The organism is Pseudomonas sp. LBUM1658 (assembly GCF_059716055.1).
The window spans coordinates 1,392,742-1,419,182 of the sequence record NZ_CP166798.1; the positions used below are offsets into that span (position 1 = coordinate 1,392,742).

The window sequence follows — 26,441 nt, forward strand, 5'->3', positions numbered from 1 at the left end:
ATTTCCAGATTTTTTTTTGCCCTGGATTTTAGCTTTGCCCGATCCGGGCGCTTCACTGCTTAACGCAGGTCAGAATCATCTTTTGAATCTACTGGATATTCTGTAGCCTTGCGCAGCTTCAACGCTGTCCGTGCCTGATGAACTCACTCTCCCGACGGGGCCCTGATGGGTCCGGAGCCGGTGGTATACTCGACTTTCGCGCAACCGCGCCTGCAGGTCTTGCGAACATGACGCAAATTTCCGAACGCCTTCTGGTTCAAGCTCACCTCGACGCCAAGCAGCCCAAGCCGCTAAGCGCCGAAGAGGAGGCTTATTACCGTGCCGCCATCGCTGCCGAGCTCAAGGCTCAGGACGCGGTGCTGGTTGCCCACTTTTATTGCGACCCGATTATTCAGGCCCTGGCCGAAGAAACCGGCGGTTGTGTCTCCGATTCGCTGGAGATGGCCCGCTTCGGCAACGCTCATCCGGCCAAGACTGTGGTAGTCGCCGGTGTGAAGTTCATGGGCGAGACCGCAAAAATCCTCAATCCGGAAAAACGGGTGCTGATGCCGACCCTGGAGGCGACCTGCTCGCTGGACCTGGGTTGCCCGGTGGACGAGTTCTCGGCGTTTTGCGATCAGCATCCCGAGCGCACGGTGGTGGTCTATGCCAACACTTCTGCTGCGGTCAAAGCCCGCGCTGACTGGGTGGTGACTTCCAGCTGTGCGCTGGAAATCGTCGAAAGCCTGATGGATAACGGCGAGACCATCCTTTGGGCTCCGGACAAGCACCTGGGGACTTATATCCAGCGCAAGACCGGTGCCGACATGTTGCTCTGGGACGGTGCCTGCATTGTCCATGAAGAGTTCAAGTCCAAGCAGCTCGAAGATATGAAGGCGCTGTATCCGGATGCGGCGATTCTGGTTCACCCCGAGTCACCGACTGCGGTCATCGATCTGGCCGATGCGGTAGGGTCGACCAGCCAGCTGATCGCCGCTGCGCAAAGCCTGCCGAACAAGACGTTCATCGTGGCCACCGATCGCGGCATTTTCTACAAGATGCAGCAGTTGTGCCCGGACAAGGTCTTTATCGAGGCACCAACGGCCGGTAACGGTGCGTCATGCCGCAGTTGCGCGCATTGCCCGTGGATGGCGATGAATACTCTTGAACGTACGCTGAAGAGCTTGCGAGAGGGTACCAACGAGATCTTCGTCGACCCGGCGCTGATTCCCCAGGCTATTCGGCCGCTCAAGCGCATGCTCGACTTTACCCAGGCGGCGCGGATGAAACTGGCGGGGAATGCCTGATCTGCCGGCAGGTCGCTTATGCAGGCGACCTGCCTCTCGCGGACATACACCGCCCTCCCGTAGGAGCTGTCGAGCGAAGCGAGGCTGCGATCTTGGCTGACTAATAGGCGCCGTGTTTGTAACGCGAACCAGGATCAAAAGATCGCAGCCTGCGGCAGCTCCTACAGAAGCCGAGGAATACCCAGCCCCCCGTAGGAGCTGTCGAGCGAAGCGAGGTTGCGATCTTGGCTGACTGATAGGCGCCGTGTTTGTAGCGCGAACCAAGATCAAAAGATCGCCGCCTGCGGCAGCTCCTACAGAAGCCGAGGAATACCCAGCCCGCCGTAGGAGCTGTCGAGCGAAGCGAGGTTGCGATCTTGGCTGACTGATAGGCGCCGTGTTTGTAGCGCGAACCAAGATCAAAAGATCGCAGCCTGCGGCAGCTCCTACAGAAGCCGAGGAATACCCAGCCCCCCGTAGGAGCTGTCGAGCGAAGCGAGGCTGCGATCTTGGCTGACTGATAGGCGCCGTGTTTGTAGCGTGAACCAAGATCAAAAGATCGCAGCCTGCGGCAGCTCCTACAGAAGCAGAAGAATACCCAGCCCCCCGTAGGAGCTGTCGAGCGAAGCGAGGCTGCGATCTTGGCTGACTGATAGGCGCCGTGTTTGTAGCGCGAACCAAGATCAAAAGATCGCCGCCTGCGGCAGCTCCTACAGAAGCCGAGGAATACCCAGCCCCCCGTAGGAGCTGTCGAGCGAAGCGAGGTTGCGATCTTGGCTGACTGATAGGCGCCGTGTTTGTAGCGCGAACCAAGATCAAAAGATCGCAGCCTGCGGCAGCTCCTACAGAAGCAGAGGAATACCCAGCCCCCCCGTAGGAGCTGTCGAGCGAAGCGAGGCTGCGATCTTGGCTGACTGATAGGCGCCGTGTTTGTAGCGCGACCCAAGATCAAAAGATCGCAGCCTGCGGCAGCTCCTACAGAAGCCGAGGAATACCCAGCCCCCCGTAGGAGCTGTCGAGCGAAGCGAGGCTGCGATCTTGGCTGACTAATAGGCGCCGTGTTTGTAGCGCGAACCAAGATCATAAGATCGCAGCCTGCGGCAGCTCCTACAGAAGCCGAGGAATACCCAGCCCCCCGTAGGAGCTGTCGAGCGAAGCGAGGCTGCGATCTTGGCTGACTGATAGGCGCCGTGTTTGTAGCGCGAACCAAGATCAAAAGATCGCAGCCTGCGGCAGCTCCTACAGAAGCCGAGGAATACCCAGCCCCCCGTAGGAGCTGTCGAGCGAAGCGAGGCTGCGATCTTGGCTGACTGAGGGGCGCCGTGTTTGTAGCGCGAACCAAGATCAAAAGATCGCAGCCTGCGGCAGCTCCTACAATTCAGAGGGGCGCAGAGTCGGTGTTGAGGTTTACTTGGTCTTCTTCGGAATCCGCACCAGCTGGGTGTTTGAGTAGATGTCGTGCCAGCTGCGTTTCTGTTTGTCGAACAGCGACCAGATAAATCCCAGACCTGCGCACAGCAGCGAAGCAATGGACACGACGAAGCGCAACAAGGCCTGCCACAGGCTGATGGCCGTACCGTCGGGGTTCTGTACACGGATACACCAGACCTGCATGCCAAGGGTCTGGCCCGACCAGGTCCAGAATTTGGCGAAGAACCCGAACAGCACAAACACCAGGATCGTTGAAAGCAGCGGATCGCCGTCCAGTGCACCGGCGTCGGTCAGGGTGCGCATTTTTTCTTCGCCGATGATCGCCATCTGCACCATCTTGTAGATGCCCCCGGTGACGATCAGCAGGGCAGTGCACAGCAGGAAGTCATAGAACATCGCTGCCAGGCGACGGCCCAGGCCGGCGGCGGGGAAGTCGCCTTGGGGGCTTAGCAGGTGTTTCGACATGACAGGACTCTCGGCAGAAAAGAAGCCATTTTACGGAATTACGCGCACAAAAAAGCCCCTGATGTCAGCATCAGGGGCTTTTTGTTGCAGAGGGATCAGGCTTCTGCTTGTACTTCGTCAGCCTGCATGCCTTTTTGGCCTTGCACGGCAACGAACGTCACCTTTTGGCCTTCTTTCAGGCTCTTGAAGCCGTTGCCCTGAATAGCGCGGAAATGGACGAACAGATCCGGACCGCTCTCTGGAGTGATAAAACCAAAACCTTTTTCGTCGTTAAACCACTTGACGGTACCGCTCTGACGTTGGGACATTTCTTATTTCCTTTGACGCAAAAAATTAATGACAGCCTCCTTCTAATGAAAGAGTACTGGGGCTGGTTGCAGGTAAGTAAGAGACGTAGAACGGGTTGTAGCAAACTTATGGCTACTGCCCAGGTCACGGTTCCAAGCGACCCATGCAAACACAGTGAAGAAACTCTACGCCAACTAAGGGAGGAAAAACAAGCCCTTCGAAGCCCCGGTTTTGCTCAGTGTGGCGCTGTTTGCAGGCCGGGCCTGGCGGCTTATTCGATAGAGCTGTTCAATTGTTTTCGATCGTTATAAGGCAAGTTCATTATCGAAGCTTATAGTCAAAGCCTGCACTGTTTCATGGCGGTTGCGTTACAGAGTAGTGCACAGTGACGCAACCGCGTTACTTATAGAAACAGTCAATCAGCCGCGATAGTAGCGCTGCGGAACAAATGGCATTTTGCTTACACTCATCGGCACCTTTTTCCCCCGAACGATCGCCCATACGGGTGTATCGAGTGCTATGTATTGGCTATCGAGGTAACCCATGGCCAATGGGCCGCCCAATGTCGGACCGAAACCGCCGCTGCAGATGGAGCCGATTACGGAGCCTGCTTCGTTGACGATTTCCGCGCCTTCACGCACCGGTGTGCGTTCCTGAGGCAGCAGGCCGACCCGTTTACGGCTCACTCCGGTTTGTTGCTGAGCGAACACGGTTTCTGCACCGGGGAAGCCACCGGCACGTGGACCATCGGCACGCCGAGGCTTGGAGATGGCCCAGAGCAGGCCGGCCTCGATAGGTGTGGTCTCGGTGTTCATGTCATGCCCATAAAGGCACAGGCCGGCTTCCAGGCGCAGGGAATCGCGTGCTCCCAGGCCGATCGCTGCTACCTCTGGTTCATCCAGCAAGGCACGGGCCAGTGCTTCGGCGCTGGCAGCCGGTACGGAGATTTCGAAACCGTCTTCGCCGGTGTAGCCGGAACGGCTGACGAAGCAGTCGACGCCGAGCAGTTTCACACTGGCAAATTGCATGAAAGTCATCTTCGTCACTTCTGGAGCCAGGCGCGCCAGTACTGTTACCGCTGCCGGGCCTTGCAGGGCGAGTAGGGCGCGCTGTTCGAACAGTGGCTGAATCTCGCACTGATCGCCGATGTGCTTGCGCAGGTGCGCCAGGTCCTGGTCCTTGCAGGCGGCGTTGACCACCAGGAACAGTTCGTCGTTGCCCAGGTTGGCAACCATCAGGTCATCAAGAATGCCGCCGCTTTCATTGGTGAACATCGCATAACGCTGCATGCCCACCGGCAAATCGATGATGTCCACCGGCACCAGGGTCTCCAGGGCCTTGGCGGCATTGGCGCCGGTCAGGCGGATCTGACCCATGTGCGAGACATCGAACAACCCGGCCTGATCACGGGTGTGCTGGTGTTCTTTCATCACGCCCAGCGGGTATTGCACCGGCATGTCGTAGCCGGCGAAGGGCACCATGCGGGCGCCGAGTTCGATGTGCAGTGCGTGCAACGGGGTTTTCAATAGTTGTTCGGTGGACATATTCAGCTCCTGGAAATGGTGCAGATGCAGGTGAATGCGCATCAGCACTCGATAATGTTGACCGCCAAACCGCCACGGGCGGTTTCCTTGTATTTGCTTTTCATATCGGCACCGGTCTGGCGCATGGTGCGGATGACCTTGTCGAGGGAGACGTAGTGTTGACCGTCGCCGCGCAGGGCCATGCGTACCGCATTGATGGCCTTCACCGAGCCCATGGCGTTGCGCTCAATGCACGGTACCTGGACCAGGCCGCCAATCGGGTCGCAGGTCAGCCCGAGGTTGTGTTCCATACCGATCTCGGCGGCGTTTTCGACCTGCTGCACGCTGCCACCGAGGACTTCGCAGAGTGCTCCCGCGGCCATCGAGCAGGCGACGCCGACCTCACCCTGACAGCCGACTTCCGCGCCGGATATCGAGGCGTTTTCCTTGTACAGAATGCCGATCGCCGCCGCGGTGAGCAGAAAACGCACCACGCCGTCTTCGTTGGCTCCGGGGATGAAGCGCATGTAGTAATGCAACACCGCCGGGACGATCCCGGCTGCACCGTTAGTGGGCGCAGTCACCACGCGCCCGCCGTTGGCGTTTTCTTCGTTGACTGCCAGGGCGTACAGATTGACCCAGTCCAGCACCGAGAGCGGATCCCGCAGCGCCGATTCCGGGTTATTGCACAGTTGCCGATGCAGCGCTGCCGCCCGACGCTTGACCTTCAAACCACCGGGCAGGATGCCTTCGTTGCGGCAGCCGGCGGCGACGCAGTCCTGCATCACTTGCCAGATTTTCAGCAGGCCGGCGCGGGTTTCCGCTTCCGGGCGCCAGGCACTTTCGTTGGTCAGCATCACCTGGCTGATGGACAGGCCGTAGGTGCTGCAGTGGCCGAGCAAGTCCTTGGCGCTCTTGAACGGGAAGGTCAGGGGTGTGGCGTCTTCGACAATGCGATCAGCACCCGCGGCGTCTTCATCGACCACGAAGCCGCCGCCGACGGAGTAGTACTCGCGGCTGCGAATCTGCAAACCGGCGGCATCGAAGGCTCGAAAGATCATGCCATTGGGGTGATAGGCCAACGGTTTGCGGATCATTGCCAGGTGGAGTTTTTCATTGAATTCGATGGGGTGTTCACCGAGCAGGTTCAAGCGTCCGCTACCGCGAATCTCTTGCAGGCGGGCGGCGACGGTTTCGGTGTTCACGGTGTCCGGATGTTCACCTTCCAGGCCCAGTAACACGGCCTTGTCACTGCCGTGGCCCTTGCCGGTGGCGCCGAGTGAGCCGTACAGCTCGACTTTGACGCAGGTGGTTGCAGACAGTAACCCTTCACGGCGCAAGCCTTCGGCGAAGCGCGCGGCGGCGCGCATCGGGCCGACGGTGTGGGAGCTGGAGGGGCCGATGCCAATCTTGAACAGGTCGAACACGCTTAAAGCCATGGTTGTTCTCCGGTTTCTTGTTATTAGCGCAAATCTCACGGGAGATGCACCCTGTAGGAGCTGCCATAGGCTGCTCCTACGGGGGGAATGCGGTGTTCTTGAGTGGGGTGGATTAACCGCCCCCACACAGGTTTAAGCGTAGCTTTCGATCGACGGGCAGGCGCAGATCAGGTTGCGATCGCCGAACACGTTGTCGACCCGACCGACCGGTGGCCAGTACTTGCCTTCGATCAAGGAGGCTACTGGATACACGGCTTGCTCGCGGCTGTACGGATGAGTCCACTCGCCAACGATTTCCGCAGCGGTGTGCGGAGCGTTTTTCAGTGGGTTGTCGTCCTTGTCCAGGGCGCCGCTTTCCACTGCGCGGATTTCTTCGCGGATGCGGATCATCGCCTCGCAGAAGCGATCCAGTTCTTCCTTGGATTCGCTTTCGGTCGGCTCGATCATCAGCGTGCCGGCTACCGGGAAGGACATGGTCGGTGCATGGAAGCCGAAGTCGATCAGGCGTTTGGCCACGTCATCGACGCTGATGCCGCTGCTGTCCTTGAGCGGGCGCAGGTCGAGAATGCATTCGTGGGCCACCAGACCGTTGCTGCCGGTGTACAGCACCGGGTAGTGCTCTTCGAGGCGACGGGAGATGTAGTTGGCATTGAGGATCGCCAGCTGCGATGCACGCTTGAGACCGGCGCCGCCCATCATCCGAATGTACATCCAGGTGATCGGCAGAATGCTCGCGCTGCCGAACGGTGCTGCGCAGACCGCGCCTTCCTTGCGTTCCATAGTGCCGTGCCCTGGCAGGAATGGCGTCAGGTGCGACTTCACACCAATCGGGCCGACGCCCGGGCCGCCACCGCCGTGTGGAATGCAGAAGGTCTTGTGCAGGTTCAGGTGTGACACGTCGCCGCCGAACTTGCCCGGAGCGCAGAGGCCGACCATGGCGTTCATGTTGGCGCCGTCGATGTACACCTGGCCGCCGTTGTCATGAATGATGCCGCAGATTTCGCGGATGCCTTCCTCGAACACGCCGTGGGTCGAAGGGTAGGTGATCATCAGCGCAGCGAGGTGTTCGCGGTGCTCGATGGCCTTGGCACGCAGGTCTTCGATGTCGACGTTGCCGCGGGCATCGCAAGCGGTGACCACTACGCGCATACCGGCCATGTTGGCGGTGGCCGGGTTGGTGCCGTGGGCGGATGAAGGGATCAGGCAGATATCGCGTCGGTCATCGCCACGGCTCTGGTGGTAGGCGCGGATTGCCAGCAGGCCGGCGTATTCGCCCTGGGAGCCGGCATTCGGCTGCAGGGAAATCGCGTCGTAACCGGTGGCGGCGCAGAGCATCGCTTCCAGTTCGTCAGTCAATTGCTGGTAGCCGGCGCTCTGCTCGGCCGGGGCGAACGGGTGCAGTGCACCGAACTCGGCCCAGGTCACCGGGATCATTTCACTGGCGGCGTTGAGCTTCATGGTGCACGAGCCCAGCGGGATCATGGTGCGATCCAGTGCCAGATCCTTGTCGGCGAGCTTGCGCAGGTAGCGCATCAGCTCGGTTTCCGAGTGATAACGGTTGAACACCGGGTGGCTGAGGATCGGCGATTGGCGTACCAGGGTGGCCGGGATGCGGCTCTCGACAGCGGCGGCCAGTGCCGCGAAGTCCGGCAGGGCTTTGCCGTCGGCCAGCACGCTCCACAAGGTTTCGATGTCGGCTTGGCTGGTGGTTTCGTCCAGGGACAGACCCAGGCGCTCGCCATCGACTACACGCAGGTTGATGCGCTGGGCGCGGGCCTTGTCGTGCAGGGCGGCGGTCTGGCTGCCGGTGGCCAGAGTCAGGGTGTCGAAGAAGTTCTCTTGCTCCACCGTCAGACCCAGATCGCTCAAGCCTTTGGCGAGGATCGCGCTCAGGTGATGGATACGGTTGGCGATCTGCTTCAGGCCTTTAGGGCCGTGGTAGACGGCATACATGCTGGCGATGTTGGCCAGCAGTACCTGGGCAGTGCAGATGTTGCTGGTAGCTTTCTCGCGGCGGATATGTTGCTCGCGGGTCTGCATGGCCAGGCGCAGGGCCGGCTTGCCGAAACGGTCCACGGAAACACCGACCAGACGGCCCGGCATGTCGCGTTTGAACGCATCGCGGGTGGAGAAGTAAGCCGCGTGCGGGCCACCGAAGCCCAGCGGTACGCCAAAGCGTTGGGCGCTACCGATGGCCACGTCGGCACCGAATTCGCCCGGCGGGGTCAGCACGGTCAGGGCCAGCAGGTCAGCGGCCACCGCGACCAGAGCGTTGGCGGCATGGAAGCGTTCGGTCAGTTCGCGGTAATCGAACAGGTCACCGTTGCTCGCCGGGTATTGCAACAGGGCGCCGAAGTAGGCGCTGACATCCGTCAGTTCGCGTTCGTCACCGACCACTACGTCGATGCCCAACGGCTCGGCACGGGTGCGCAGCACATCGAGGGTCTGCGGGTGGCAGTGGCTCGAGGCGAAGAACGCGTGGCTGCCTTTGTTCTTGCTCAGGCGTTTGCAGAAGGTCATGGCTTCGGCAGCGGCGGTGGCTTCATCGAGCAGCGAGGCGTTGGCGATTGGCAGGCCGCTGAGGTCGCTGATCAGCGTCTGGAAATTCAGCAGCGCTTCCAGGCGACCTTGGGAGATCTCTGGTTGATACGGGGTGTAGGCGGTGTACCAGGCCGGGTTTTCCAGCAGGTTGCGCAGGATCGGCGATGGCGTGTGGCAGTTGTAGTAGCCCTGGCCGATGTAGGTCTTGAACAGCTGGTTCTTGGCGGCGATGGTTTTGATCAAGGCCAGTGCGTCGGCTTCGCTCAGACCGTCGTCAATGCCGAGGACGCTGGTGCCCTTGATGCTGTCCGGAATGACGCTGGCGCTCAGGGCTTCGAGGGAGTCGAAACCGAGGCTGTTGAGCATGGCTTGCTCATCGCCCTGGCGCGGGCCGATGTGGCGCGCGATGAATTCGTTGGCGGTGCTCAGATTGATAGTGCTGGACATGGCAGGCTCCTCAGGCTTCGGCGTTGGCTTTGATCAGACGGTCGTAGGCATCTTGATCGAGCAGCTGGCCGACAGCGCTGGCGTCTGCGGGGATGAAGCGGAAGAACCAGCCTTCGCCCAGAGGATCTTCGTTGACCAGCTCAGGGCTGCTATCAAGCGCTGGATTGGTCTCGACCACTTCGCCGTCCAGGGGCATGTACACGCCGCTGGCAGCTTTTACTGATTCAACGGTCGCGGCTTCTGCACCTTTGTCGTAGGCCTGCAGTTCCGGCAGTTGCACGAAAACCACGTCGCCCAGCGCATTCTGCGCGAAAGCCGTGATGCCTACGGTTACGCTGCCATCGGCCTCGGTGCGCAGCCATTCGTGATCTTCAGTAAAACGCAATTCGCTCATGGAAATTCCTCAGGGGCCAGATTTTCGTCTGGTGGACGCGATTGAATGCTCGGGCAAAAGCCCTGCTTTATGGGCGGTTACTAAGCAATTTTGCGGCCAATGTTATTTATTTGTTATAAATCAATGGCTTATGTGTTTTTCTCGGCTAAGCTGATCCGATAGCTGTAGCGAAATCGCTACAGCTGGAAGCGAAGAAAAAAGTGTTGGTGGATCAAAGCCTTGCGTAGCGGGCATTACCGAGGTGTGTAGCAATATCATTCCACTGTAGCGCTTTCAGTACAGATGGAGGTCGCTTTTAGAAACAGGTTAGGTGTTCTCGAATTGGAAACCCGACCCGTAGGAGCTGCCGATAGGCTGCGATCTTTTCGCAGGCACCGCAAAAAAAAAAGTCAAAAGATCGCAGCCTGCGGCAGCTCCTACGGGGGTGAGCGTACGACGGGGAACGATCTTGCCGCAGGCACTACAAAAACAAAGTCAAAAGATCGCAGCCTGCGGCAGCTCCTACAGGGATTGCATACACCCGCAACATTGCAGGCGTATGCGGCCGGCGTGGGAGGCGCGGGGTCAGGTTTTGCCCGGAATTCCGTACTTGCGCAATCGATGGGCGATGGCGGTGTGGGAGGTTTGCAGGCGGCTGGCCAGTTGTCGGGTCGAGGGGTAGTTGACGTAGAGTTTTTCCAGCAGAGTCTTCTCGAACTCCTCCACGGCCTGTTCCAGGCTGTCGACTTCGCTGTCGCTCTGACGCGCCACCGAGGTGCCGGCAATGTCCAGGTCGCCAATGTCCACCAGGCTGCTTTCGCAAATCGCCGCGGCGCGGAAGATTACGTTCTGCAGTTGTCTTACGTTGCCCGGCCAGCGGTTGCCCAGCAGCGCCGGATAGGTCCCCGGGGCCAGGCGACAGACCGGGCGCTGGATCTGTGCGCAGGCCTGCTGCATGAAGTAGCGGGCCAGCAGCAGAATGTCCTGGCCGCGCTCGCGCAGGGGCGGGACTTCGACGTTGAGCACGTTCAAGCGGTAGAACAGGTCTTCACGAAAGCTGCCTTCGCTGACCATTTTGTCCAGGTCACGGTGGGTCGCGCTGAGGATCCGCACGTTGACCTTGACCTCGCGATCTCCGCCCACGCGTCTGAAGCTGCCGTCGTTGAGAAAGCGCAGGAGCTTGGCTTGCAGATACGGCGACATCTCGCCGATTTCATCGAGAAATACCGTGCCCTGGTTGGCCAGTTCCATCAGTCCCGGCTTGCCACCGCGCTGGGCGCCGGTGAAGGCGCCGGGGGCGTAGCCGAACAGTTCGCTTTCGGCGAGGTTTTCCGGCAGCGCCGCGCAGTTCAGCGCGAGAAACGGCGAGCTGTGGCGGGCGCTGGCGGCGTGACAGGCACGGGCCACTAACTCTTTGCCGGTGCCGGTTTCGCCCTGGATCAGCAGCGGTGCGTCGAGAGTCGCCACTCGTTGCGCACGAGCCTTGAGGGTACGGATCGCCGCAGACTCGCCGAGCAGCGCGTCGAAGCCTTCGGCGTGGTCGTGGTGCAACGCCGACAGACGTTCACCGATGCGATTGGGCTGGTACAGCGTCAGCAAGGCGCCGGCGTCAGTGATCGGCGTGGCATCGAGCAGCAGGGTCTGGCCGTTGACGGTAATCTCACGCAACGGCAGGCGGAATCCGTTTTCGAGCAAGGTATCCAGCAGCGCCGGATCGGCAAACAGTTCGGCGACGCTCTCACCAGCCGGTTCACGGCCGTACAAGGCAATCAGCGCCGGGTTCGCCAGCAGGACTTTACCGGCGCTATCCAGGGCCAGCACCGGGTCGGTCATCGCCGCGAGCAATGCATCGAGTTGCAGATGACGGCGCTGACCGGGAAGGATGTCGACCACTCTCACCGCTTGCACGCCGTGCACGCTGAACAGCGCATCGCGCAACTCGTCCAGCACCTGCGGGCTCAAGGTCGGGGCGTCGATGTAGACGTTGGGCGGAACCATTTCCACCGCATCCAGATTGAGATTGCGCCCACCCAGCAGCGCCAGGACTTCCTGGGTAATGCCGACGCGGTCGATGAAGCTGACGTGGATACGCATGGGGCGGTTTTTGATTCTGGAATGCGGAGGGTGGCAAGTATGCCTTGGAGGAGGGGGTTAGGTGAAATCCGGCGCAAGTCTTCAGAGCGATGGAGAACTAATGTGGGAGCGGCGGTGCGGCGCTCCCACAGGCAAGAGTGTGTTATTCCAGATGCTCGGGCTTCACCGGATCCCCGGACTTGACGTCCAGCTGCTTGCGCAGGTCTTCGAACATCGCGTCGTAGTGCTTGTGTGACGAACCGATGCTGCTCAGCGCCTTGGGAATGCCATACTTCTCTACGATTTTCGTGACGTTGCTGGCGAAGTTGTAGGCCTGATCCTTGGGCAGGAAGAATGATTCTTTCAGATCCTTGCCCTGGATGCTGCCATGCATCGTGAACAGCATCCCTTTGCCCTCCTTGGGATCTTCGGTGACTTCATAGTCGATGCGCACGTTGTAGCTGACATCGTCCTTGTTCAGCGCGTGGCGCTCCATGTGCAGATGACCGGGCTCGAACGTGGCCATTGGCGTTTTTCCTTCGAAGGCATTGGGGAAGGGCAGACCCTATATCTGCCCCCGGAGTTTCTTTCTTATACGCAGGTGATGCCAGGTTTCGCCGTGCTGATGCGGGTGCCGGCCTTGCCCTGGACGATCGCCTCGATGTCGGAGAGTGAACCGATCACCGCTACTTTTCCAGTGTTGCGGGCGAACTCGCAAGCGGCCTGGACCTTCGGCCCCATGGAGCCGGCGGCGAAGCCGAGCTTGTCCATTTCGTCCGGGTGGGCCTGGGCGATGGCCTTCTGGGTCGGTCGTAGACCGCGTTGACGTCGGTGGCGGTCACCAGCAAATCACTGTCCAGCTGTTCGGTCATTGTTCTGACTTGAATGAACTTGAGCCAAGAGTAAGGATGTCTCAACCAGCGCAAAAGCTGCGACTCAACGCGCTGATCGCTTTGGCTGTGGGTTCAACAATCGGGGGTTACATGGTTTTTTCGTCGGTCCGCGGTTTGTCCAGTGGCATGCTGTCGCTATGAGGCTGTTGCTGGAATATCGGCCGCCCTATGACTGGCCGGCGATGCTGGGCTTCTTGTCAGCGCGGGCCATAACCGGGATGGAATGCGTGGTCGATGGGGTGTATTGGCGCAGCATCGGTTTGAACGGTGTTCATGGAGTGCTTTCGGTGAGGCCGGGAGCAGGTGATGCGCTTGAGGCTACGGTGCGCGGTGCCGATCCGGCTTCAATACCGCAGATCCTGCTGCGTTTGCAGCGGATGTTCGATCTGGCGGCGGATCCGCACACTATCAATCAGCAACTGGCGGTAGACCCATTGATGGCCCGATTGACGGCTACTCGCCCAGGCCTGCGCTTGCCCGGTACCTGGGATGGTTTCGAGTTGGCGATCCGTGCGGTGTTGGGGCAGCAGATCACAGTGGGTGCGGCCATCAGACTGGCGGGCAAGTTAGTGGCGCAGTATGGCGAGCCATTGCATTCAGCGGATCCGCAGCCGCCGGGATTGACCCATGTCTTTCCTGAACCGGCGGTATTGGCCGGGGCTGATCTGGCGGCCCTGGGCATGCCCAAAAGCCGTGGCAGGACGTTGTCCGGGGTCGCGCAGGCGCTGCTGGATGATCCCTTGTTGTTCGAACCGAAAGCGAATCTGCACGAAGGCGTTGCGCGGTTGCTGGAACTGCACGGCATTGGTGACTGGACGGCGCAGTACATCGCGATCCGCCAGATGCGTGAGGTAGATGCGTTTCCGTCCGGGGATGTGGGCTTGATCAATGCCTTGGTGGCGCTTGAAGGTGGACCGGTCACCGCCCGCCAGTTGTTGCACAGAGCCGAGGCCTGGCGACCGTGGCGGGCGTATGCGGCGCAGCAGCTTTGGACTTCGTTGAGCCGTTCGTACTGAGGCAGTTCCGGGATCGGTGCTGGCTGTCAGGCCGTCATCGTCGGATCGCCGCCCGGAGCAAGCTCGCTCCCACAGGGATATGCGCAAACCTTGTGGGGGCGAGCTTGCTCGCGATAGCTATTTGCAGCTCACCACCACTGCGGCCGATGGGAACCCAATTCCCCGGCCGGGATAGACCATTGCAGCGGTGTGCCGGTGATTTTCAGTGGCACCTGTAAACGATACGCCGGCCCCCAGGAAGTCTGTTCGACCAGCAGCCCCTGATCCTCTGAATCCTCTGCACGCAGCGGCTCCTGCATACCCACCTGCCCATGCTCGACCAACAGCTTTGCAGTCCGGGCCAATGACAGGCGCGTCGAACTCCCATGGCCGTGACTCAAACGTTCCGTCAGTGCCCGAATTGTACTCGCGGCCATCAGGTAACCCGTGCCATGGTCCAGTGCCTGGACGGGCAGCGGCGTGGGTTTGTCGGTTTTTTTCCAGCGCATGCCGGCCTCGGCAATCCCGCTGCTCATCTGCACCAGGCTGTCGAAACCGCGGCGGTTCTGCCACGGGCCACTCCAGCCGTAGGCGTTGAGACAGACATCGATCAACCCCGGAGCGAAGTTCTGCCGTTCAATCTGTCCGTAACCGAGACGTTCCAGCGCATCGGCGCGGTAGCCATGCAGAAGGATATCGGCGTCTTTGAGCAGCGCTTCAAACACCGCGCGATCAGCAGGGTCATGCAGGTTCAGCCGGGTGCAGCGTTTGCCTAACGTGACTTCGGGGACCACGCCCGGCTCATTCCAGTCTGGCGGATCGACGCGCAGCACATCGGCGCCGAGCCCGGCGAGGAAGCGGCTGGCAATCGGCCCGGCGAGGACTCGGGTCAGATCCAGTACCTTGATTCCGGCCAGCGGCTGCGCCACCGAACCCTGCCATGGCTTCGCGTTCCGGCTGGGGTTGGCGGCGAAATGCATCAGCGGTTCGGCGTTGACCGCTATCCCCTGGGGATGGGCCTTCCATTGTTCCCACGAACGCATTTCGGCCGCGCAACCGCCGGCATCGACAACGGCCTGTTCCAAAGCACTTTTGGCCCATCGCCCAACCTTGGTTGCCATTGCCGCGCGGTCGGCACACTGGCCGAGTACCGCTTCGGCAGCGGCGCGGTGATGCGGCGCGTTGGTGTGCAGGCGGATCCAGCCGTCTTTCGTTGCATAGTCGCCGGCTACCGAGTCCCACAACGGCGGCACGCTCCAGCCTTGCGGGCGGATCGAGGTGGCGAACCAAAAGGAAGCCAGGCGCCGGTCGACTTCCAGCGCAGGCAAGCGGCCGGTTTGCTGGTGCAAGAGCTCGCTGACGGCCTGGCCGGCGGCGGCAATGCTGGCGCTGGCCAGATCGGTCACGGCAAAGGCCGAGGGCAGGGCGCCGCTGGAAGTGAATTGAATCGGGGTGTGGGGCAAGCCGAGTGCGGCTTGAATGGACGTCAGAAAATCGGTCATCGAAGGCCCTCCGGGAAGAGAGGGATCATAGTTCAGAAGATCAAAAGATCGCAGCCTTCGGCAGCTCCTGCATTGTCTGTGGCTGACACAGATTGCGAAGGCCGCGATCTTTCAAGAGTTAAACCCGAAACTGATCCATCAATTTCATTTGCTGAGTCGCCAGGGCATTCAACTGGCTGCTGATATGCGCCGATTCGGTAGCCTGTTCGGTCAGGGTTTCGGTCACGGTACGGATCGCCGAGACGTTGCGGTTGACCTCTTCGGCCACGGCGCTTTGCTGTTCGGCGGCGCTGGCGATTTGCAGATTCATGTCGCTGATGACCGTCACCGCATCGCTGATCTTGCCCAGCGCCTGCACCGCTTGCTGGATTTGCCCGGCGTTGCTGTGGGCCTGGGTCTGGCTTGAATGCATGGTCGCGACCACGCCTCGGGTGCCGGTTTGAATGCGCTCGATCACCTGGCGGATTTCCTCCACCGAGTCCTGGGTACGTTTGGCCAGGTTGCGCACTTCGTCGGCCACCACCGCGAAACCGCGACCGCTTTCCCCGGCGCGCGCCGCTTCGATTGCCGCGTTGAGCGCCAGCAGGTTGGTTTGTTCGGCGATGCTGCGGATCACTTCCAGCACCGAACCGATCTGTTCGCTGTTGACTGCCAGGGCTTCGACCTCGGTCACCGCTTTACTGACTTCCTCGGCCAGTAGATTGATGTCGCGGGTGCTGCGCTCGATGATCGACATCCCGTCCCTGGCCGATTGATCGGCACCTTTGGCCGCATTGGCGGCATTCGACGCACTGTTGGCGACATCGTGGGCGGTGGCGCTCATTTCGTTGGAGGCGGTGGCGACTTGATCGATCTCGCGGAATTGCACCTGCATGCCTTCGCTGGTCTGGCGAGCGATTTCCGAGGACTGATCGGCCGTGCCGCGGGCCTCGGTGATGCTTTGCTTGATCTGCGCGATGGTCGGCTGCAGCTTGTCGAGGAAGCGGTTGAACCAGTTGACCAGTTCGCCCAGCTCATCTTTCTTGCTGTAGTGCAGACGCTGGGTCAGGTCGCCATCGCCGCTGGCAATCGCCTTGAGCATTTGCGCGACGCTGTTGATCGGCCGGGTGACACCCGATGCGGTGAGCCAGATCAGCAGCAGCCCGAGCAGGCCGGCGCCGACGGCCACCAGCAAGGTTTTGAGCGTACTGCTCGCTTGCGCGTCGTCGAGCACAGCCTGCAGCTTCAGCGAATCGGCGAGCAGCACCTGCTGTGGCAAGTCGATCACCACGCCCCAGGCTTTGGAGTCGGCAATCGGGCTGACCGGGTAAACGGCGCGGATCAAGTCGCCTTGCTTGAGGACTTTCGGCGTGTTGCTGCTCAGCAGTTGCAGGACATCCTTGCCATCTGCGCCCAGGGTTTCGCCGATGCTCTTGCCGACTTTGTCGGCATCGGCGCTGTAACCGGCGAGCACGCCGCTGCCGGAGACGATCAACATATGCCCGGCGCCATCGAACAGCCCGCGCTGGGAGTCCTTGGCGGCGGCTTGCAGCGAGTCGAGGGCGATATCCACACCGACTACGCCGATGGCCTTGCCATTGACCAGCAAGGGCACGGAAATGGTGGTCATCAGCATCTCTTTGCCGCCGACGGTGTCGGCATACGGATCAAGCAGGCAGATGCGCTTGCTGTCCCGTGGGCAGGTGTACCAGCTGTTGTATGGAGTGCCGCTGAGGCTGAGGGTGGTTTTGGTCATGTCGTCTTCGACCATGATCGTGTTGATCCCGGTGCCGCCAGAGCGGCTCCAGTAGCTGGCGAAACGCCCGACTTCGTTGGACATGCGGGCCGCGTCGTTGGCGAATTCGCTGTCCTTGCCGTCGAGGCCGTCGGGTTCGAAGGCCAGCCAGATCCCCAGCAGCTTGCTGTTGCGCTCGAAGGCGGTTTTCAGACTCTGGTTGAGTTCTTCGCGCAGCGCCGACGACTCCAGCGAACGCTTGCCAGCCATGACCCGCAGGTCGTTGATCTGATCGGCGAGGGCGGTCACCACCAGCAGGCTTTCGCCGAAAGTCTTCTGCACCCGGACTGCTTGCTCGGCCGCTTTGGCCTGGAGCAGGTTCTCGACGCTGCCGGTGAGCATTTTGGTGCTGGAGGCGCTGACCAGATGATCGTTCTGATTGGCCTGGTAGATGTTCATACCAACAATCAGACCCACCACGCCGAGCAGGCACAGACCGGACAGCAGCACGATTTTCAGGCGGATGGACAGAGAGTCGAACATGGGGCGATCTCGCTAATGGACAAGGAATGAGCAATGAGTCGAATGACTCGAGTGGCCAAATCCATTTAGCGCCAACTCCGGGGCATCGGCTCGCAGGGTGCTGGCATGAGAGCAGGCCGACGAGCGGTAGGCAGTCTGTCATAAATAATTGACGAAAATCGAGAGGGAGATGTCGCGTTTTTCTAATTTTTACGCGTTTTCGTTCTGTGCTGAGGTCTGTGGAGGCTTTGGAACGGGCGTTTGCGTGAAAGGGGTTGTGTATTATTTTTAACGATTCGGCAGCAATCTGGAGTGCAGGCATCTGGGAGTCAGTGGCGCTGGCTTGTCAGCGATCGAAGGTCGCGGGGGCAGAGAAACTCGCTGAGCGAGGAATACGTGGTTGAAGCGCGATTGACTCACAGTAGGACCTGATCCATTTTCAGTAAATGATAATTCTTATCATCTGCGCGAATGGTCAAGTACTACTTTGTGAGAGAATTATTGACGGCTCTGCAGGTAAGCCTCGTAATCGGGAATCCGGTACGCGTGCGCCTGATCCATCAGCGGGCTGCTGAGCAGGTAATCGGCGCTGCATTCATTGCAGGCCACCGGGATGTTCCAGACCGCCGCGACCCGTAGCAGCGCCTTGATGTCCGGGTCGTGGGGTTGTGGCTCGAAGGGGTCCCAGAAAAACACCAGCATATCCACCCGCTGCTCGGCGATCCGCGCGCCGAGCTGCTGATCGCCGCCCAAGGGGCCGCTGATCATGCTCTCTACAGGCAGCCCCAGACGTTTGCTCAGCAGCAGGCCAGTGGTGCCGGTGGCGACCAGTTCGTGCTGGGCGAGTTTGTCCTTTTGCCGTTCGGCCCAGTCGAGCAGGAACACCTTGCAGTGGTCATGGGCGACCAGGGCGATGCGCTTGCGCGCCGTCATGGTTTTCTGGGTGAAGCTGATACCGATCATCGGTTGCTGTTCCACAGGGGATCCGCCTTATTCCGCGTTGCAGAGCGCCAGGCAATTGTCGAGCATGCGGTTTGAGAAGCCCCATTCGTTGTCGTACCAGGCCAGCACCTTGAGCAACTTGCCGCTGGACTTGGTGTGGTTGGCATCGAAAATCGACGACAGCGGGTTGTGGTTGAAGTCACTGGAGACCAGCGGCAGGGTGTTGTAGCCGAGGATCTTCGAGTGCTGGCTGGCTTCCTTGAGCAGCGCGTTGACCTGGTCGGCGCTGGCTTCGCGCTTGAGCTGCACGGTCAGGTCCACCAGCGATACGTTGATCACCGGGACCCGAACCGACATGCCGGTCAGTTTGCCCGCCAGTTCCGGCAGCACCAGGCCCACCGCTTCGGCGGCGCCGGTCTTGCTCGGGATCATATTCTGGGTGGCCGAACGCGCACGATAGGGGTCGACATGATAGACGTCGGTCAGGTGCTGGTCGTTGGTGTAGGCGTGGATGGTGGTCATCAAGCCGCTTTCGATGCCCAGTTCGCGATGCAGCACCTGGGCGATGGGGGCCAGGCAGTTGGTGGTGCAGGAGGCGTTGGAGATGATCTGATGCGACTGGCGCAGAATGTCGTGGTTGACCCCGTAAACCACAGTGGCGTCGGCACCTTTGGCCGGTGCCGAGATAATCACTTTGCGGGCCCCGGCAGTAACATGCGCGGCGGCTTTGGCACGATCGGTGAACAGGCCGGTGCATTCGAAGACGACGTCGATCTTCTCGGCAGCCCATGGCAGCTCGGCCGGGTTGCGGATGGCGCTGACGGCAATGCGGTCACCGTTGACGGTCAGGCTTTCCTGATCGTGCTGCACATCGGCATCAAAGGTGCCGTGGACGGTGTCGTACTTGAGCAGGTGGGCATTCATCGCGCTGTCCCCCAGATCGTTGATGGCGACGATCTGCAGATCCTGACGGTAACCTTGGGTATAGAGTGCTCTCAGGACATTACGGCCAATACGGCCAAAACCATTGATTGCAATTCGTAGAGTCATTTGAAAGGCACCTGTCGTCGTTTTGTTGTTGGAATAACAAGATTATTCGTAAAAAAATAGAAAACAAGCCTTTTTAGTGGCAATATTTTGTCTTATCTACAACGAGTGACCTGAATCAACTGGTCCGGATGATTGAAGATCACGTCTGCAATGCCAAGCGCAGACCCCTTCAGTCAGCATAGACAATCAGGTCGCCACATCCGTTAGCCTGGAGTTCTACACATGCATCCCCGCGTCCTTGAGGTCACCGAACGGCTTATTTCCCGCAGTCGCGCTACTCGTGAGGCTTACCTGGCCTTGATTCGCAGTGCCGCCAGCGATGGCCCGCAACGCGCCAGACTGCAATGTGCCAACTTCGCCCACGGCGTAGCCGCTTGTGGCACTGAAGACAAAAACAACCTGCGAATGATGAACGCCGCCAACGTGGCAATAGTTTCGTCATATAACGACATGCTCTCGGCGCATCAGCCGTACGAGCACTACCCGGAACAACTCAAACACGCACTGCGCGAGATCGGCTCGGTCGGTCAGTTCGCCGGCGGTGTGCCGGCCATGTGTGATGGCGTGACCCAGGGCGAGCCGGGGATGGAGCTGGGTATCGCCAGCCGCGAAGTGATCGCGATGTCGACCGCCGTGGCGCTGTCCCACAACATGTTCGACGCGGCGATAATGCTCGGCATCTGCGACAAGATTGTCCCCGGCCTGATGATGGGCGCGCTGCGCTTCGGTCATTTGCCGACGATCTTTGTCCCGGGCGGGCCGATGGTTTCGGGGATTTCCAACAAGGAAAAAGCCGACGTCCGTCAGCGCTACGCTGAAGGCAAGGCCAGCCGTGAGGAGCTGCTGGAAACGGAGATGAAGTCCTACCACAGCCCCGGCACCTGCACCTTCTACGGTACCGCCAACACCAATCAGTTGCTGATGGAAGTCATGGGCCTGCACCTGCCGGGCGCCTCTTTCGTCAATCCGAACACGCCATTGCGCGATGCCCTGACCCGCGAAGCCGCGCATCAGATCACCCGCCTGACCAAGCAAAGCGGCAACTTCATGCCGCTGGGCGAAATCGTCGACGAGCGTTCGCTGGTCAACTCGATCGTTGCCCTGCACGCCACCGGCGGCTCGACCAACCACACCCTGCACATGCCGGCGATCGCCATGGCGGCGGGCATTCAACTGACCTGGCAGGACATGGCCGACCTCTCCGAGGTGGTGCCGACCCTGTCCCACGTCTACCCGAACGGCAAGGCCGACATCAACCACTTCCAGGCGGCCGGGGGTATGTCGTTCCTGATTCGCGAACTGCTCGAAGCCGGTCTGCTCCACGAAAACGTCAACACCGTGGCCGGCCATGGCCTGAGCCGCTACATCCAGGAGCCGTTCCTGGAGAACGGTGAGCTGGTCTGGCGTGAAGGTCCGATCGAAAGCCTCGATGAAAACATTTTGCGACCGGTGGCTCGGGCGTTCTCGCCAGAGGGCGGTCTGCGGGTGATGGAAGGTAACCTTGGTCGCGGCGTGATGAAGGTCTCGGCGGTTGCACCGGAGCATCAGATCGTCGAAGCGCCGGCGGTGGTGTTCCAGGATCAGCAGGACCTGGCCGATGCCTTTAAGGCCGGTCTGTTGGAGAAGGACTTTGTCGCGGTGATGCGCTTCCAGGGGCCACGTTCCAATGGCATGCCGGAACTGCACAAGATGACGCCGTTCCTCGGAGTGCTGCAGGACCGTGGCTTCAAGGTCGCGCTGGTCACCGACGGGCGCATGTCCGGCGCTTCCGGGAAGATCCCGGCAGCGATTCACGTCTGCCCCGAAGCCTTTGTCGGCGGCGCGCTGGCGCGGGTACTCGATGGCGATATCATCCGGGTCGATGGCGTCAACGGCACCTTGCAGCTTATGGTGGACGCCGATGAATTCGCCGCCCGTGAGCCCGCCAAGGGCCTGCTGGATAACGGCATCGGCTGCGGTCGTGAGTTGTTTGGCTTCATGCGCATGGCCTTCAGTTCGGCAGAGCAGGGCGCCAGCGCCTTTACCTCTGCACTGGAGACCCTTAAGTGAAGTTAGCGCTGGTCGGTGACATTGGCGGAACCAATGCGCGTTTTGCGTTGTGGAAGGACCAGCGCCTGGAGTCGATCCAGGTGTTGGCGACGGCAGATTACGCCAACCCGGAAGCGGCTATTGGCGTCTATCTGAACGGGCTGGGCTTGCCGCCCGGTTCGATTGGGTCGGTTTGCCTGTCGGTGGCCGGGCCCGTGGGTGGCGATGAGTTTCGCTTCACCAACAATCACTGGCGGCTGAGTCGCAAAGCCTTCTGCCAGACCTTGCAGGTCGATCAGCTGTTGCTGGTCAACGACTTCTCGGCCATGGCCCTGGGCATGACCCGTTTGCAGCCGGACGAGTTTCGAGTGGTCTGCGAAGGGACTCCCGAGCCATTGCGCCCGGCGGTGGTGATGGGGCCCGGGACTGGTTTGGGTGTTGGCACTTTGCTGGATCTGGGCGAAGGTCGCTGGATGGCGCTACCGGGTGAAGGCGGACACGTCGATTTGCCATTGAGCAGTCCGCGGGAAACCCAGTTGTGGCAACACATCTTCAATGAGATCGGGCATGTCAGCGCTGAAACGGCGCTGAGCGGCAGCGGATTGCCGCGGGTCTATCGGGCGATTTGCGCGGTGGATGGGCATGCGCCGGTGCTCGACACGCCAGAAGCAATCACCGCTGCCGGGCTGGCGGGGGATCCGATTGCCCTGGAAGTGCTGGAGCAGTTCTGCTGCTGGCTCGGCCGAGTCGCCGGCAACAACGTGTTGACCTGCGGTGGGCGGGGCGGGGTGTATATCGTCGGAGGGGTGGTTCCGCGGTTTGCCGAGTTCTTCCTGGAGAGCGGGTTTGCCCGTTGCTTCGTCGACAAGGGTTGCATGAGCGATTACTTCAAGGGTATTCCGGTGTGGCTGGTGACGGCACCGTACTCCGGATTGACCGGCGCGGGTGTGGCGCTGGAGCAGGCGGTTGCCTGATTGAAATGAGTCCTGTGGCGAGGGGGCTTGCCCCCGCTGGAGCGCGAAGCGGTCCCAAAGCCTGCGACCGAGTTTTATCTGACAATACTCGGTTGCAGAATTTACGGCTGCTTCGCAGCCGAACGGGGGCAAGCCCCCTCGCCACAAAAGCTCATTCGCCGTAGATTTCCACTCAGGCATAATCCGCTTCATCCATAACAACAAGGACGACCCCCGTGAGCTCAGTCAACAAGTCGATTTTGTTGGTCGATGACGATCAAGAGATACGCGAGTTGCTGGACACCTATCTCAGTCGCGCCGGTTTTCAGGTACGGACCACGCCCGACGGTGCCGGGTTTCGCCAGGCCTTGAACGAGGCGCCGAGCGACCTGGTGATCCTCGACGTGATGCTGCCGGACGAAGACGGCTTCAGCCTGTGCCGCTGGATTCGCCAGCACCCGCGTCAGTCCCAGGTGCCGATCATCATGCTCACCGCCAGTTCCGACGAAGCCGACCGGGTAATAGGTCTGGAGCTGGGGGCCGACGACTACCTTGGCAAACCTTTCAGCCCTCGGGAGCTGCAGGCGCGGATCAAGGCACTGCTGCGCCGGGCCCAGTTCGGCCAGGAGCGCTCCGGCGGCGAGGTGTTGTCTTTCGATGAGTGGCGCCTGGATATGGTCAGTCATCGGCTGTTTCATAACGACGGCGAAGAAGTGATTTTGTCCGGCGCCGATTTTGCCTTGCTGAAACTATTCCTCGATCACCCCCAGGAAATCCTCGACCGCGACACCATCGGCAACGCTACCCGCGGCCGCGATCTGATGCCCCTGGACCGGATCGTCGACATGGCGGTCAGCCGCTTGCGCCAGCGCTTGCGCGACACCGACAAACCGCCACGCTTGATCCGCACGGTGCGCGGCAGCGGTTATCAATTGGCTGCCAATGTGGTTGCCAGCAATGGTCACTGAATTCTTCAGCTGGATCGCCCGGCGCGTGCCAATGCCGCGCTCGTTGCTGGGGCGAATGCTGCTGCTGACCTTGCTTGCGGTGCTGTTCGCGCAGGCCCTGTCGAGCGTGATCTGGGTCTCGCAACTGCGTGCCACCCAGCTTGAAGGCCTGGTCACCAGCGCCCGTAGCCTGGCCCATTCGATGACCGCCAGCGTCAGTTACTTCCGCTCCTTGCCAGTGGCTTACCGGCCATTGGTCCTCGACCAGTTGCGCAGCATGGGCGGTACGCGTTTCGTTGTGACCCTCAATGACAAGCCGTTGGGCATGGAGGTGCTGCCGCCGACGCCGCGCAAGCAGGCGGTGCTCAAGGCGGTGGAAGAGGTGCTGCGCCAGTCCCTGGGCAATGAAGCCGATATCTCGGTGCGATTCGTCAGCGCCGAGGACCTGCGAATCTTCAACGGTGGTTTGAAGCTCGATGAGTTACCGCGCTCCTGGGCCCATTACGCGTTGACCCTGGAGCCGGTGAACCCTCCGGTGCTGGTGACGCAAATCCAGTTGGCCCCAGGCGAATGGCTGTACATCGCCTCGCTGTTGCCCGAACCCTACACCAGCCTCGAAGAGCAAGGACTGCCGTCGCAGCAGGTGTGGTTTATTGTGCTGACCAGCGGTTTCCTGCTGCTGTTTATCGGCCTGCTGGTGCACTGGCAGAGTCGGCCGCTCAAGCGCCTGGCGCGGGCTGCACGGGATATGTCACTGGGCGCCGAAGTCGAACCGGTGGCGCAGGGTGGTGGCAGCGAAGTGGTCGAGGTCGGCCGTGCGTTCAATGCCATGCGCGAGCGCATCAGTCGCTACCTGACCGAACGCAGCCAGTTGTTCAGCGCCATTTCCCATGATTTGCGCACGCCGATCACCCGTCTGCGGCTGCGGGTCGAACTGCTGGAAGATGAACAGTTGCAAGCCAAATTCGGTCGCGACCTCGATGAACTGGAGTTGCTGGTCAAAGGCGCGCTGCAATGCGTCAAGGACACCGATATTCATGAAAACATCGAGCCGGTGGACCTCAATCATGTGCTCGATTGCCTGGTCGAGCCCTATCTGGCACCCGACGGCAATGGCCGGGTGACTCAGCAGGGGCGGGCGCTGGCCAGCTATCCCGGCAAGCCGCTGGCGCTCAAGCGTTGCATCGGCAACCTGATCGACAACGCCCTGAAGTATGGGCAGAAGGCTCATCTGCACATCGACGACGATGACAGTGCGTTTATCCTGCATGTGGATGACGAAGGCCCCGGAGTCCCCGAACAGCGCCTGGAACAGTGCTTCGAACCGCACTTTCGTCTGGCCGGGCAACAGCAGGGTTACGGTCTGGGACTGGGCATCGCCCGCAACATTGCTCACAGCCATGGCGGCGAAGTGAGCTTGCAGAATCTGCGCGAAGGCGGGTTGCGGGTGACCTTGCATTTGCCGCGTTCGGTGGATTGACCTGATATCGCGTCGCGCCGAAAAGATCGTAGCCTGCGGCAGCTCCTACATTGGAACGGCGTACACCCTGTAGGAGCTGCCGAAGGCTGCGATCTTTTGATCTTTTGATCTTATGTCACTGATCGGTGACATTTCACCGGTCCTTCGTTACCTGCATCCCACCCAGCCTTGTTTAGACTCCAGTCAGTCATAACAACAAAAAAAGGCACCCTATGGACACCACTTATCCTGCGTCCGGCAGCTGGTTGAACGCACCTGCCCACCACGCCTGGCTCGCCGCCGAAGGCCAGCGTCTGCTGACATTTGCCAAGGCTTCGAAGGTCGCCGAAGGCTTCGGCAATCTCGACTATCTGGGCTGCCTGCCGGCCGATGCCCAAGCCGATACCATGAACACCGCGCGCATGACCCACAGCTTTGCCATGGCGCACATCCAGGGCATTCCCGGGTTTGCCGGGTTGATCGACCACGGCATTGCCGCCCTGAGCGGACCGCTGCGTGACACCGAACACGGTGGATGGTTTGCCGCGCCGTTCCACCGCGACGGCAACACGGATAAAGCCGCCTACCTGCATGCCTTTATTGCACTGGCCGCCAGCTCTGCGGTAGTCGCCGGGCGCCCAGGTGCACAGGCTTTGCTGGCGGATGCGATAAAAGTGATCGATGAGCATTTCTGGAGCGAGGAGGAGGGCGCCATGGGCGAATCCTTCAGTCGCGACTGGAGCTTCGAGGAGGCTTATCGCGGCGCCAACAGCAATATGCACGCAACCGAAGCCTTTTTGGCCCTGGCGGATATCACCCAGGACAACCGCTGGCTGGACCGCGCCTTGCGCATCGTCGAGCGAGTGATTCATGGCCACGCTGCCGACAACCAGTTCCTGGTAGTCGAACATTTCGACCGTCACTGGCAGCCGCTGCGCGAGTACAACCAGGACAACCCGGCCGACGGTTTTCGGCCCTATGGCACGACGCCCGGCCATGGTTTTGAATGGTCACGCCTGCTCTTGCACCTCGAGGCGGCACGGGTGCAGGCCGGCATGCTGACGCCCGGCTGGTTGCTGATCGACGCGCAAAAACTGTTCGAGAACAACTGCCTTCATGGCTGGGAGGTCGATGGCGCACCGGGCATCGTCTACACCTTGGGCTGGGACAAGCGCCCGGTGGTTCGCCAGCGCTTGCACTGGACCCATTGCGAAGCCAGCGCCGCCGCCAGCGCCTTGCTCAAGCGCACCGGGGATCAGCGTTACGAAACCTGGTATCGGCTCTTCTGGGAGTTCAGCGAAAGCCGCTTGATCGACCGGGTCAACGGCAGCTGGCATCACGAACTGGACCCACAGAACCGGCCCAGCGCCGATATCTGGGCCGGCAAGCCCGATCTCTATCACGCCTGGCAAGCTGTCCTGCTGCCCCGCTTGCCGCTGGCGCCAAGCATGGCCACGGCTTTGGCGCAGTTTTCCGGGAGCGCGGCTGTGTAACCATGTGGTGACATTTACGCGTCCCTTCGTTACCTGCGAAGGCCAAAGTCCTGGTTAAAATCCTATGCAGCGCAAGCACCAGACTTGCATGCATAACA

Annotated in this window: 19 protein-coding genes and 2 pseudogenes; 7 read left to right on the forward strand and 14 right to left on the reverse strand. The window is 60.6% G+C overall.

Annotated features, from left to right (window positions below; genetic code table 11):
* Positions 1-227: 227 nt before the first annotated feature.
* On the forward strand, positions 228-1,286 hold the full coding sequence (nadA, locus tag ACA064_RS06365) for a quinolinate synthase NadA (protein WP_497672624.1): 1,059 nt from the start codon (positions 228-230) through the stop codon (positions 1,284-1,286).
* Between the two features lie 1,386 nt (positions 1,287-2,672).
* Here the strand turns inward: nadA and ACA064_RS06370 are convergent.
* The 9 genes and pseudogenes from ACA064_RS06370 to ACA064_RS06410 form a co-directional block, all read right to left on the reverse strand.
* Complete coding sequence (locus tag ACA064_RS06370) at positions 2,673-3,161, reverse strand: RDD family protein (protein ID WP_497672625.1); 489 nt, start codon at positions 3,159-3,161, stop codon at positions 2,673-2,675.
* Positions 3,162-3,256: 95 nt separating this feature from the next.
* Positions 3,257-3,469: a cold-shock protein gene (locus ACA064_RS06375; protein WP_003175786.1), complete on the reverse strand. Its 213-nt coding sequence runs from the start codon at positions 3,467-3,469 to the stop codon at positions 3,257-3,259.
* Between the two features lie 399 nt (positions 3,470-3,868).
* Entirely contained in the window at positions 3,869-4,993 is a 1,125-nt protein-coding gene (gcvT, locus tag ACA064_RS06380; RefSeq protein WP_497674179.1) for a glycine cleavage system aminomethyltransferase GcvT, read from the reverse strand.
* A gap of 41 nt (positions 4,994-5,034) precedes the next feature.
* The gene (locus ACA064_RS06385; RefSeq protein ID WP_497672626.1) at positions 5,035-6,411 is read right to left on the reverse strand and encodes an L-serine ammonia-lyase; all 1,377 of its coding nucleotides are present in this window, start codon (positions 6,409-6,411) and stop codon (positions 5,035-5,037) included.
* Positions 6,412-6,543: 132 nt separating this feature from the next.
* Positions 6,544-9,399, reverse strand: coding sequence for an aminomethyl-transferring glycine dehydrogenase (gcvP, locus tag ACA064_RS06390; RefSeq protein WP_497672627.1), 2,856 nt, complete (start codon positions 9,397-9,399; stop codon positions 6,544-6,546).
* Between the two features lie 10 nt (positions 9,400-9,409).
* A complete protein-coding gene (gcvH, locus tag ACA064_RS06395) occupies positions 9,410-9,793 on the reverse strand; it encodes a glycine cleavage system protein GcvH (RefSeq protein ID WP_497672628.1) in 384 nt (127 codons plus the stop codon).
* Positions 9,794-10,357: 564 nt separating this feature from the next.
* Positions 10,358-11,866, reverse strand: coding sequence for a transcriptional regulator GcsR (gene gcsR / locus ACA064_RS06400; protein WP_497672629.1), 1,509 nt, complete (start codon positions 11,864-11,866; stop codon positions 10,358-10,360).
* Between the two features lie 142 nt (positions 11,867-12,008).
* Positions 12,009-12,371: a DUF5064 family protein gene (locus ACA064_RS06405; RefSeq protein WP_497672630.1), complete on the reverse strand. Its 363-nt coding sequence runs from the start codon at positions 12,369-12,371 to the stop codon at positions 12,009-12,011.
* Between the two features lie 65 nt (positions 12,372-12,436).
* Positions 12,437-12,690 (reverse strand): annotated as a pseudogene (locus ACA064_RS06410) (carbamate kinase); the annotation flags it as partial.
* Positions 12,691-12,875: 185 nt separating this feature from the next.
* Here ACA064_RS06410 and ACA064_RS06415 point away from each other — a divergent pair.
* Complete coding sequence (locus ACA064_RS06415; RefSeq protein WP_497672631.1) at positions 12,876-13,754, forward strand: DNA-3-methyladenine glycosylase family protein; 879 nt, start codon at positions 12,876-12,878, stop codon at positions 13,752-13,754.
* Positions 13,755-13,882: 128 nt separating this feature from the next.
* Here the strand turns inward: ACA064_RS06415 and ACA064_RS06420 are convergent, their stop codons facing one another.
* From ACA064_RS06420 to gap, 5 genes and pseudogenes are all read right to left on the reverse strand, one after another.
* On the reverse strand, positions 13,883-15,235 hold the full coding sequence (locus tag ACA064_RS06420) for a CoA transferase (protein ID WP_497672632.1): 1,353 nt from the start codon (positions 15,233-15,235) through the stop codon (positions 13,883-13,885).
* A gap of 118 nt (positions 15,236-15,353) precedes the next feature.
* Positions 15,354-16,109 carry a methyl-accepting chemotaxis protein gene (locus ACA064_RS06425; protein WP_497674180.1) on the reverse strand — a complete coding sequence of 252 codons (756 nt, stop codon included), beginning with the start codon at positions 16,107-16,109 and terminating at the stop codon, positions 15,354-15,356.
* A 102-nt stretch (positions 16,110-16,211) separates the two neighbouring features.
* Positions 16,212-17,492 (reverse strand): annotated as a pseudogene (locus ACA064_RS06430) (methyl-accepting chemotaxis protein); the annotation flags it as partial.
* 477 nt (positions 17,493-17,969) lie between these two features.
* Positions 17,970-18,434, reverse strand: a complete 465-nt coding sequence (locus tag ACA064_RS06435; protein ID WP_497674181.1) for a methylglyoxal synthase — start codon at positions 18,432-18,434, stop codon at positions 17,970-17,972.
* 27 nt (positions 18,435-18,461) lie between these two features.
* Positions 18,462-19,463 carry a type I glyceraldehyde-3-phosphate dehydrogenase gene (gene gap / locus ACA064_RS06440; protein WP_497672633.1) on the reverse strand — a complete coding sequence of 334 codons (1,002 nt, stop codon included), beginning with the start codon at positions 19,461-19,463 and terminating at the stop codon, positions 18,462-18,464.
* Positions 19,464-19,685: 222 nt separating this feature from the next.
* Here gap and edd point away from each other — a divergent pair, with 222 nt between their 5' ends.
* The 5 genes from edd (at position 19,686) to ACA064_RS06465 (ending at position 26,343) form a co-directional block, all read left to right on the forward strand.
* Positions 19,686-21,512: a phosphogluconate dehydratase gene (edd, locus tag ACA064_RS06445; RefSeq protein WP_497672634.1), complete on the forward strand. Its 1,827-nt coding sequence runs from the start codon at positions 19,686-19,688 to the stop codon at positions 21,510-21,512.
* Complete coding sequence (locus ACA064_RS06450) at positions 21,509-22,465, forward strand: glucokinase (protein WP_497672635.1); 957 nt, start codon at positions 21,509-21,511, stop codon at positions 22,463-22,465. Before edd ends, ACA064_RS06450 begins: the two co-directional genes overlap by 4 nt.
* Before the next feature lie 215 nt (positions 22,466-22,680).
* Entirely contained in the window at positions 22,681-23,412 is a 732-nt protein-coding gene (locus tag ACA064_RS06455; RefSeq protein ID WP_497672636.1) for a response regulator, read from the forward strand.
* Complete coding sequence (locus ACA064_RS06460; protein WP_497672637.1) at positions 23,402-24,871, forward strand: ATP-binding protein; 1,470 nt, start codon at positions 23,402-23,404, stop codon at positions 24,869-24,871. The genes ACA064_RS06455 and ACA064_RS06460 overlap by 11 nt, the downstream gene beginning before the upstream one ends.
* Before the next feature lie 212 nt (positions 24,872-25,083).
* Positions 25,084-26,343 carry a D-mannose isomerase gene (locus ACA064_RS06465; RefSeq protein WP_497672638.1) on the forward strand — a complete coding sequence of 420 codons (1,260 nt, stop codon included), beginning with the start codon at positions 25,084-25,086 and terminating at the stop codon, positions 26,341-26,343.
* Positions 26,344-26,441 lie beyond the last annotated feature (98 nt).

Coding starts and splice junctions, on each gene's coding strand:
- nadA (WP_497672624.1), top strand. CDS start 228: ATGACGCAAATTTCCGAACGCCTTCTGGTTCAAGCTCACCTCGACGCC.
- ACA064_RS06370 (WP_497672625.1), bottom strand. CDS start 3,161: ATGTCGAAACACCTGCTAAGCCCCCAAGGCGACTTCCCCGCCGCCGGC.
- ACA064_RS06375 (WP_003175786.1), bottom strand. CDS start 3,469: ATGTCCCAACGTCAGAGCGGTACCGTCAAGTGGTTTAACGACGAAAAA.
- gcvT (WP_497674179.1), bottom strand. CDS start 4,993: ATGTCCACCGAACAACTATTGAAAACCCCGTTGCACGCACTGCACATC.
- ACA064_RS06385 (WP_497672626.1), bottom strand. CDS start 6,411: ATGGCTTTAAGCGTGTTCGACCTGTTCAAGATTGGCATCGGCCCCTCC.
- gcvP (WP_497672627.1), bottom strand. CDS start 9,399: ATGTCCAGCACTATCAATCTGAGCACCGCCAACGAATTCATCGCGCGC.
- gcvH (WP_497672628.1), bottom strand. CDS start 9,793: ATGAGCGAATTGCGTTTTACTGAAGATCACGAATGGCTGCGCACCGAG.
- gcsR (WP_497672629.1), bottom strand. CDS start 11,866: ATGCGTATCCACGTCAGCTTCATCGACCGCGTCGGCATTACCCAGGAA.
- ACA064_RS06405 (WP_497672630.1), bottom strand. CDS start 12,371: ATGGCCACGTTCGAGCCCGGTCATCTGCACATGGAGCGCCACGCGCTG.
- ACA064_RS06415 (WP_497672631.1), top strand. CDS start 12,876: ATGAGGCTGTTGCTGGAATATCGGCCGCCCTATGACTGGCCGGCGATG.
- ACA064_RS06420 (WP_497672632.1), bottom strand. CDS start 15,235: ATGACCGATTTTCTGACGTCCATTCAAGCCGCACTCGGCTTGCCCCAC.
- ACA064_RS06425 (WP_497674180.1), bottom strand. CDS start 16,109: ATGCAGGTGCAATTCCGCGAGATCGATCAAGTCGCCACCGCCTCCAAC.
- ACA064_RS06435 (WP_497674181.1), bottom strand. CDS start 18,434: ATGATCGGTATCAGCTTCACCCAGAAAACCATGACGGCGCGCAAGCGC.
- gap (WP_497672633.1), bottom strand. CDS start 19,463: ATGACTCTACGAATTGCAATCAATGGTTTTGGCCGTATTGGCCGTAAT.
- edd (WP_497672634.1), top strand. CDS start 19,686: ATGCATCCCCGCGTCCTTGAGGTCACCGAACGGCTTATTTCCCGCAGT.
- ACA064_RS06460 (WP_497672637.1), top strand. CDS start 23,402: ATGGTCACTGAATTCTTCAGCTGGATCGCCCGGCGCGTGCCAATGCCG.
- ACA064_RS06465 (WP_497672638.1), top strand. CDS start 25,084: ATGGACACCACTTATCCTGCGTCCGGCAGCTGGTTGAACGCACCTGCC.